Origin of the sequence: Bacteroides sp. RTP31139st1_H2_RTP31139_211217, from assembly GCF_040227615.1 — a bacterium.
GTDB lineage: Bacteria > Bacteroidota > Bacteroidia > Bacteroidales > Bacteroidaceae > Bacteroides > Bacteroides uniformis.
In genome coordinates this window covers 1-6,058 of sequence record NZ_JBCNZM010000157.1, presented here as the reverse complement: position 1 = coordinate 6,058, position 6,058 = coordinate 1, and the positions used below count along the sequence as shown (strand labels likewise).

7 protein-coding genes are annotated in these 6,058 nt (G+C 48.8%); 1 reads left to right on the top strand and 6 read right to left on the bottom strand.

The features are described 5' to 3' along the window. Nucleotides 1-53: 53 nt before the first annotated feature. Nucleotides 54-563 (bottom strand): hypothetical protein, encoded by a 510-nt coding sequence (locus ABUA47_RS19620; RefSeq protein WP_035448493.1) that lies wholly within the window; start codon nt 561-563, stop codon nt 54-56. A gap of 64 nt (nt 564-627) precedes the next feature. Then, complete coding sequence (locus tag ABUA47_RS19615) at nt 628-1,749, bottom strand: DUF362 domain-containing protein (protein WP_035448495.1); 1,122 nt, start codon at nt 1,747-1,749, stop codon at nt 628-630. Nucleotides 1,750-1,918: 169 nt separating this feature from the next. Here ABUA47_RS19615 and ABUA47_RS19610 point away from each other — a divergent pair, with 169 nt between their 5' ends. After that, entirely contained in the window at nt 1,919-2,566 is a 648-nt protein-coding gene (locus ABUA47_RS19610) for a DUF4476 domain-containing protein (RefSeq protein WP_035448497.1), read from the top strand. A gap of 108 nt (nt 2,567-2,674) precedes the next feature. Here ABUA47_RS19610 and thiD read toward each other — a convergent pair whose 3' ends face one another. The 4 genes from thiD to thiH are packed head-to-tail and all read right to left on the bottom strand — an operon-like array spanning nt 2,675 to nt 6,009. Then, nucleotides 2,675-3,502, bottom strand: coding sequence for a bifunctional hydroxymethylpyrimidine kinase/phosphomethylpyrimidine kinase (thiD, locus tag ABUA47_RS19605; RefSeq protein WP_035448499.1), 828 nt, complete (start codon nt 3,500-3,502; stop codon nt 2,675-2,677). A 21-nt stretch (nt 3,503-3,523) separates the two neighbouring features. Further along, a complete protein-coding gene (locus tag ABUA47_RS19600; protein ID WP_349831923.1) occupies nt 3,524-4,126 on the bottom strand; it encodes a thiamine phosphate synthase in 603 nt (200 codons plus the stop codon). An 18-nt stretch (nt 4,127-4,144) separates the two neighbouring features. Then, nucleotides 4,145-4,840, bottom strand: coding sequence for a HesA/MoeB/ThiF family protein (locus ABUA47_RS19595; protein ID WP_005837100.1), 696 nt, complete (start codon nt 4,838-4,840; stop codon nt 4,145-4,147). Nucleotides 4,841-4,875: 35 nt separating this feature from the next. After that, on the bottom strand, nt 4,876-6,009 hold the full coding sequence (gene thiH, locus ABUA47_RS19590) for a 2-iminoacetate synthase ThiH (RefSeq protein ID WP_035448503.1): 1,134 nt from the start codon (nt 6,007-6,009) through the stop codon (nt 4,876-4,878). Between the last annotated feature and the right edge of the window lie 49 nt (nt 6,010-6,058).

The following is a 6,058-nucleotide window of genomic DNA, read 5'->3' as shown; positions in this document are numbered from 1 at the left end:
GCAGTGTGCGAACAAAGTTTTAGGATTAAGGGATACTGTTTGAGAATATACGTTTATTTCTTTGCGATTGCTTTCAGCAGTGCATATCCTCCAAACCACTGAATCAGCATGCCCGGAATGCCCATACGGAAATCTTGCACTGCCAAAAAGAAATTACCGCACAGTGCCCATTCAAAGGCCGTACCGATAATTTGATAGGAGAGGATTACACCCAGCAATGCCAATAAAGAGATATTCTTGGCATAGCGTGCAGCAAGAGCGGCGGTTCCGGCCAGCAGACCGGACTTTATAAGTATGGCCGGCAACACGGCTGCTGCAGGCATGGCAAAAAGCAGATGATTGATGACCGGAGACAAGAGAGCCGTCAGCAGACCTACCTTGAAACCATATTTATAAGCAGCTATCAGTGTAAAGAAATAGATGGGAAGCAACGTCGGACCGCCTGCTGGGACCAGATGGCAGAGTTGCGGCAAGGCGATGTTTCCTGCCACGAACAGCAGGACGAATAGATAGGTCTTTACGTTGCCGAAAGGCAAAGAATAAAGTTTTGCAGATGTTTCCATTTGTATAATATTATAGTTGATAAATCTATTTTTAGTATGACTGTTTAAAACTGAAAAGGTTTAATCAAATCTTCACCAATTCATATTCCATGGTTCCCAATCCTATTTTCTCGGCATGGCGCAATCCGGCAAGCCAGTCCGTGTCGGGGTGCATCAAGTGGAACTTGTCGCATCCACACAAGTCGTCGTGCTCGTGTGCCGTGGCAAGGCAATTGTTACCGTGCAGTATCGGGGCTTGGATGACCATATCTGCACATGCCTTGTCCAGTGCAACCGGGTCTGCCGAAGCCAGAATGCCGAGGTCGGGCACGATGGCGGCATCGTTGTGGTTCCAGCAGTCGCATTCGGGAGATACGTTCATGATGAAGCTGATGTGGAAATGGGGCTTGCCCATAACGACAGCGAGGGCATATTCCGCAATCTTGTAGTTCAGGCGCTCGGAGGTATCTTCGGCTCCCATCACGGCACCGTCGTGCTGGCAGAGGGCTACGCACTGTCCGCAACCTACGCATTTGGTGTAGTCTATTTCTGCCTTGCGGCTGGTATTGAGGTGCACAGCGTCGTGTGCGCAGTGCTTCACGCAGATGTTGCAGCCTATGCAGCTTTCTACGTCAACCTTGGGTTGCGAGGCGCAGTGCAGTTCCAGCTTTCCGCCTACACTGGCACATCCCATGCCCAGATTCTTCAAAGCACCGCCGAAGCCGGCTTGTTCGTGTCCCTTGAAGTGGTTCATACTGATTACAATATCGGCGTCGGCTATCGCTGTACCGATTTTGGGTGCCGGACAATATTCTCCGTTCAGAGGGATTTCGCGGTAGTCCGTTCCCTTCAGTCCGTCGCCGATGATGACCTGGCACTGGGCCGAAATGGGGTTGAACCCATTCTCCATCGCGCTTTGCAAGTGGTCTACGGCATTGGCGCGACGACCGGAATACAGTGTGTTGCAGTCCGTCAGGAAAGGTTTGGCTCCCAGGCTGCGGAGCAGGGTTGCCATTCGAGCTGCATAATTGGGACGCAAGTATGCCAGATTGCCGGGTTCGCCGAAATGGATTTTGATGGCAGCAAAGCTATCCTTCAAAGGGAGTTGCTCGATGCCTGCCCGTTTCAGCAAGCGTTCCATTTTATCCAAAAGATTGGATGTAGGGGAAGTACGCAAGTCAGAGTAGTATACTTTTGCTTTTTCCATGTGTTTTTACCTATTTATAGTGATAGTATCTGCAAAAATAACGGATTATTTCCATATTAATAGGTATATGGCTAAAAAAAGTAGGGAAATCCCTTTTGACAAATAGGGGGATAATAAGAGGTCTATCCATGTTTCTGCCTACCTTTGTGGCAACTAAAAACTCGATAAGATGAAAACAATCAGACTAATTATTGCGGGACTGGTAATGACGATGGGATTCAGCAGTTGTTCCAGCTTGTTTTATGATGCTAAGGTAGATGTGTTGAACAGTATCCAGAAGGGGATGAGCAGGCAGGAGGTCACCAAGATATTGGGAACTCCAGAGTATCGCCGCTTCGACCGGGATATAGAAGAATGGGAATATTCCAGAGTGCTGTCCGGTAAAAGTAATATCAGCCGAACTCAGATTGTCGTGACTTTTGAAGGTGGGAGAGTCGTTGCAATGGACTCATTCTCCGGAGAGCCACGTACGTTGCCGGTTGTTCCCAGTGAAGTAGTGATTGATTCTCCAGCTCCGGTTTATGTCAGGGGGATGCACCCCGAAGACTTCCGGCATTTTTATGAAAAAGTGAAGTCCCACCCTTTCAAGGATGATCAAATCGAAATGATGAGAACTGTTGCCCGAAACAACAGCCTGAACTGTGTGCAATGTGCCAGTTTGATGGCACTATATACTTTTGATGACGACAAGATGAAAGTCCTCAACATATTCGCTCCCAATATCGTAGATCCGGAAAACTACGAAGCGATTTTAGACGTCATTGATTCACTGTTCAAGAAAGACGATGCCAAGAAAATTCTGGGCATACGCTATTAAGAAGCAGGCATGTCGAAACGCATTGTCCGTTGGTGCCAAACACATGATGTATCGGAGGCTGACAGATAATGCGTTTAAGGTAAACAGATAATGCGTTTCGACGAGCTCTTATTCCGATAAAGGAAAGTGCCATAACGGACCGTTCCCGTGCCCTATATTCATGTCTTTCCCCCGGTTTATCGCAGTACCGATATACTCTTTAGCCTTGCAGACCGCTTCATCGAGTTTGTTGCCACCGGCAAGAAATGTAGCTATGGCAGAGGAAAGGGTACACCCTGTGCCGTGCAGGTTACGGCTCTCTATTTTGGGGTTGGAATAGAGGATGCATCCGGATGGCAGGACGTCAGCCCCGGCAGAAGGTTGCCGGCAATAAAGCACGTCGCACATGTCATTACCCTCCAGATGTCCGCCTTTGACGAGAATAGCGGTGTTGTATCTGCAGGATAATTCCTGTGCCGCTTGTCGCATCTCCACAGTACCGGTAATGGTTTGCCCCCAAAGCAGGCTTGCTTCATTCAGGTTGGGAGTAATGAGGGTGCATAGCGGAAACAGTTCCGTCTTAATGACTTGTATGGTTTCTTCGGTCATCAGTCGCCGTCCGCTGGTCGATATCATGACGGGGTCATAGACTATACACTCCGGAGTATAAGTCTGAAGACAATCGACAATGGTGGTCACAATACTGGCATCATGTACCATACCTATCTTGACGGCATCCGGCCTTAAATCATCCATAACAGAGGTGATTTGTGCCTTAACCATATCCGCAGGTATCGGATAAACCGATTGTACTCCCAGTGTGTTTTGTGCAGTAACAGCCGTGATGACGGAAGCGGCATAACCTCCCAAAGCGGAAATGGTCTTAATGTCTGCTTGTATGCCTGCACCGCCCGAACAGTCGGAACCGGCAATGGAAAGGATAATAGGGGGAAGCATGAAATAATTAAAAATTAGAAATTAAAAATTAAAGGGGTGAGAGGAAAGCTGTTTCAGGTGGAGGAAGTGGGGGATGAAAGCTTCCTTCGCTTGCTGCCAGACATCTCCCAGCAGTACGGCACCTCCGAAACCTAAAGCGGCTATTTCCGGAAGATGTTCCAAGGTGATGCCACCCAATGCCATCACCTTTGAGTCGATAATACCAGCTTGCTGCGCCTTCTGCAAGGTATCGCAGGAGTAAGCAGAAGAATAGCCTTCTTTGGATATACTGTCATAAATGGGGCTGAGGAACACATAGTTACAATCTGATTTATGTTTCAACACTTCTTCAAGAGAGTGACAAGAGCGACTGACATGTCCCTTATATCCGGACGGTATCTGTGGATTGCGTCCGGTCAGATGAATTCCTTTCAGACCGAAAACGGATGCCAGCTGGAATTGCTCATGCGTGACAATGCGCGGCATATATTCCATCGGTAGTTGTTGAAGAAAATTCCCCATCTCCTCTGCCGAAGCTCCCGGCTTGCGCAAGTGGAGTATTTCCAAACCGTTTTGGAATAAGGAGGTAACTGCCGCTGCTTCTCCTTCAAAGAATTGCGGCGTGGTAATGACTATCAGTTTCATATCTTTATGGATGTTTGTCTATAATGAGAGAATATACGACTGCATGGTTCTTAAATCAATCGTCCATAGCTTTCCTGCCAAGGGTTCACCGTAGCCGCAAATCAGTTTCAACACTTCATTGGCTTCTACGCTACCCACAATGGCAGGGGTTACGCCGATAACCGATTTGTCCGGAGATGGCATGAGCAGTGTCCCTTCTTCATCCGGATAGAGGTCACGATAGTTTTTTGCACCCTCACCGTAGCAGAAGACGGACACTTGGCCTTCAAAGCCTTGAATGGCACCATAAACGTAGGGCTTGCCCCAAGCGTTGCATACGTCATTCAGCAAGTAGCGGGTAGCGAAGTTATCGCATCCGTCTACCACTATATCGTAGTTCCTTATCAGTTCTCCGGCATTCTTCTTGTCCAGACGGAAGGGGTATACTTCCACGTTTACATCGCTGTTCAAACCCTGCACTCTACGGGCGCCACATAGAGGTTTAGGCTGCCCAAGGTCAGCTTCAGCATACAGAACCTGACGTTGAAGATTACTGATGCTGACCTGGTCATCGTCCACCAATCCCAGCGTTCCGACTCCTGCTCCCGCCAGATAGAGGGCAATGGGAGAACCCAATCCTCCCACACCGACTATCAACACCTTGGCATTACGCAGTTTCTCTTGTCCGGCTTCGCCTATTTCAGGGAGGGACGTTTGTCTGGCATATCGGTTCATTTGTTCATTATTATTAAGGTTCTGTATTCGGCCACTCATCTCTTGAAAGCCTTCAAATCAAAACTCGCATCCCAATCTTTCCACACTGGTTCGCGCCCCAGGCGTTTCAATGCTTTGTCCACTTCCACAGCCTTGCGCTCGTCGCTGACATGAAACTGTTCCAGTGTTTGCGGATAGCTGTAATATCCTCCCGGTTCGGTCTTGCTTTCGGCGCTCATGGTTGTCACACCGAGTGTTGCCATGTGGTCGCGTATATCGGCAGGCTCGCGGGTGGAGTAGGAGATGTCCACATCATGGTCGAAGATGCGCATGGCGAAAGTGACTTGTGCCAGTTCGCGGTCGCTCATGATGACATTGGGCTGGAAACCGCCGTTCTCCGAAGGACGCATACGGGGGAAGTTGACGCTGTATTTCGTCTGCCAATAATGTTTTTGGAGATAGCGCAGGTGATAAGCCATCATGGTGATGTCTGTCCGCCATTCTTTCTCCAGACCGATGAGTACTCCCATGCCGATGGAGTGGACGCCCGCCTGCCCCATACGGTCGAAACCGTTGACACGCCATTCAAATTTGGACTTCATGCCGCGGGGATGGTAGATGTTGTAATTCGCTTTGTGATAGGTTTCCTGAAAGCAAATCACACCGTTCATGCCGTGCCCTTTCAGCATTGCATACTCTTCCGTTTTTAAGGGCATCACTTCTATTTTCAGATTGCTGAAGTAGGGTTTTGCCAGGTCCAGTGCGCGGGCTATGTAGGGCACGCCTGCTTTGGCCGGATTTTCTCCCGTCACCAACAGCAAATTCTCGAAAGGTGCCAGCTTCTTGATGGCCTTGTATTCGTTCACGATTTCTTCTTCCGTCAGTATGGTACGCGGCATGGGGTTGCTGATATGGAAACCGCAATACACGCAAGAGTTGGTGCAGGAATTCGTGATGTAAAGAGGCACGAACATGGAGATGGTTTTCCCGAATCGTGCCTCGGTGTATTTCTTGCTCAATCGTGCCATCGTCTCCAGATAGGGGGCAGCGGCGGGTGAGATGAGGGCCATGAAGTCCTCTACATTACAATGTTCTTTGGAGAGGGCACGGCGTACATCCGCATCTGTCTTGGCATGGATGCGTGCCGTGGTTTCCTCCCAGGATATATGTTCTAATTCGTCTGAAAACATAGTGCTCTATCAATTCCCATTTATTTCTTTTTTAATTCTCTCGACAACC

Excerpts from the sequence above, each read along its gene's own strand:
- ABUA47_RS19620 (WP_035448493.1), bottom strand. The coding sequence starts at position 563 with ATGGAAACATCTGCAAAACTTTATTCTTTGCCTTTCGGCAACGTAAAG.
- ABUA47_RS19615 (WP_035448495.1), bottom strand. The coding sequence starts at position 1,749 with ATGGAAAAAGCAAAAGTATACTACTCTGACTTGCGTACTTCCCCTACA.
- ABUA47_RS19610 (WP_035448497.1), top strand. The coding sequence starts at position 1,919 with ATGAAAACAATCAGACTAATTATTGCGGGACTGGTAATGACGATGGGA.
- thiD (WP_035448499.1), bottom strand. The coding sequence starts at position 3,502 with ATGCTTCCCCCTATTATCCTTTCCATTGCCGGTTCCGACTGTTCGGGC.
- ABUA47_RS19600 (WP_349831923.1), bottom strand. The coding sequence starts at position 4,126 with ATGAAACTGATAGTCATTACCACGCCGCAATTCTTTGAAGGAGAAGCA.
- ABUA47_RS19595 (WP_005837100.1), bottom strand. The coding sequence starts at position 4,840 with ATGAACCGATATGCCAGACAAACGTCCCTCCCTGAAATAGGCGAAGCC.
- thiH (WP_035448503.1), bottom strand. The coding sequence starts at position 6,009 with ATGTTTTCAGACGAATTAGAACATATATCCTGGGAGGAAACCACGGCA.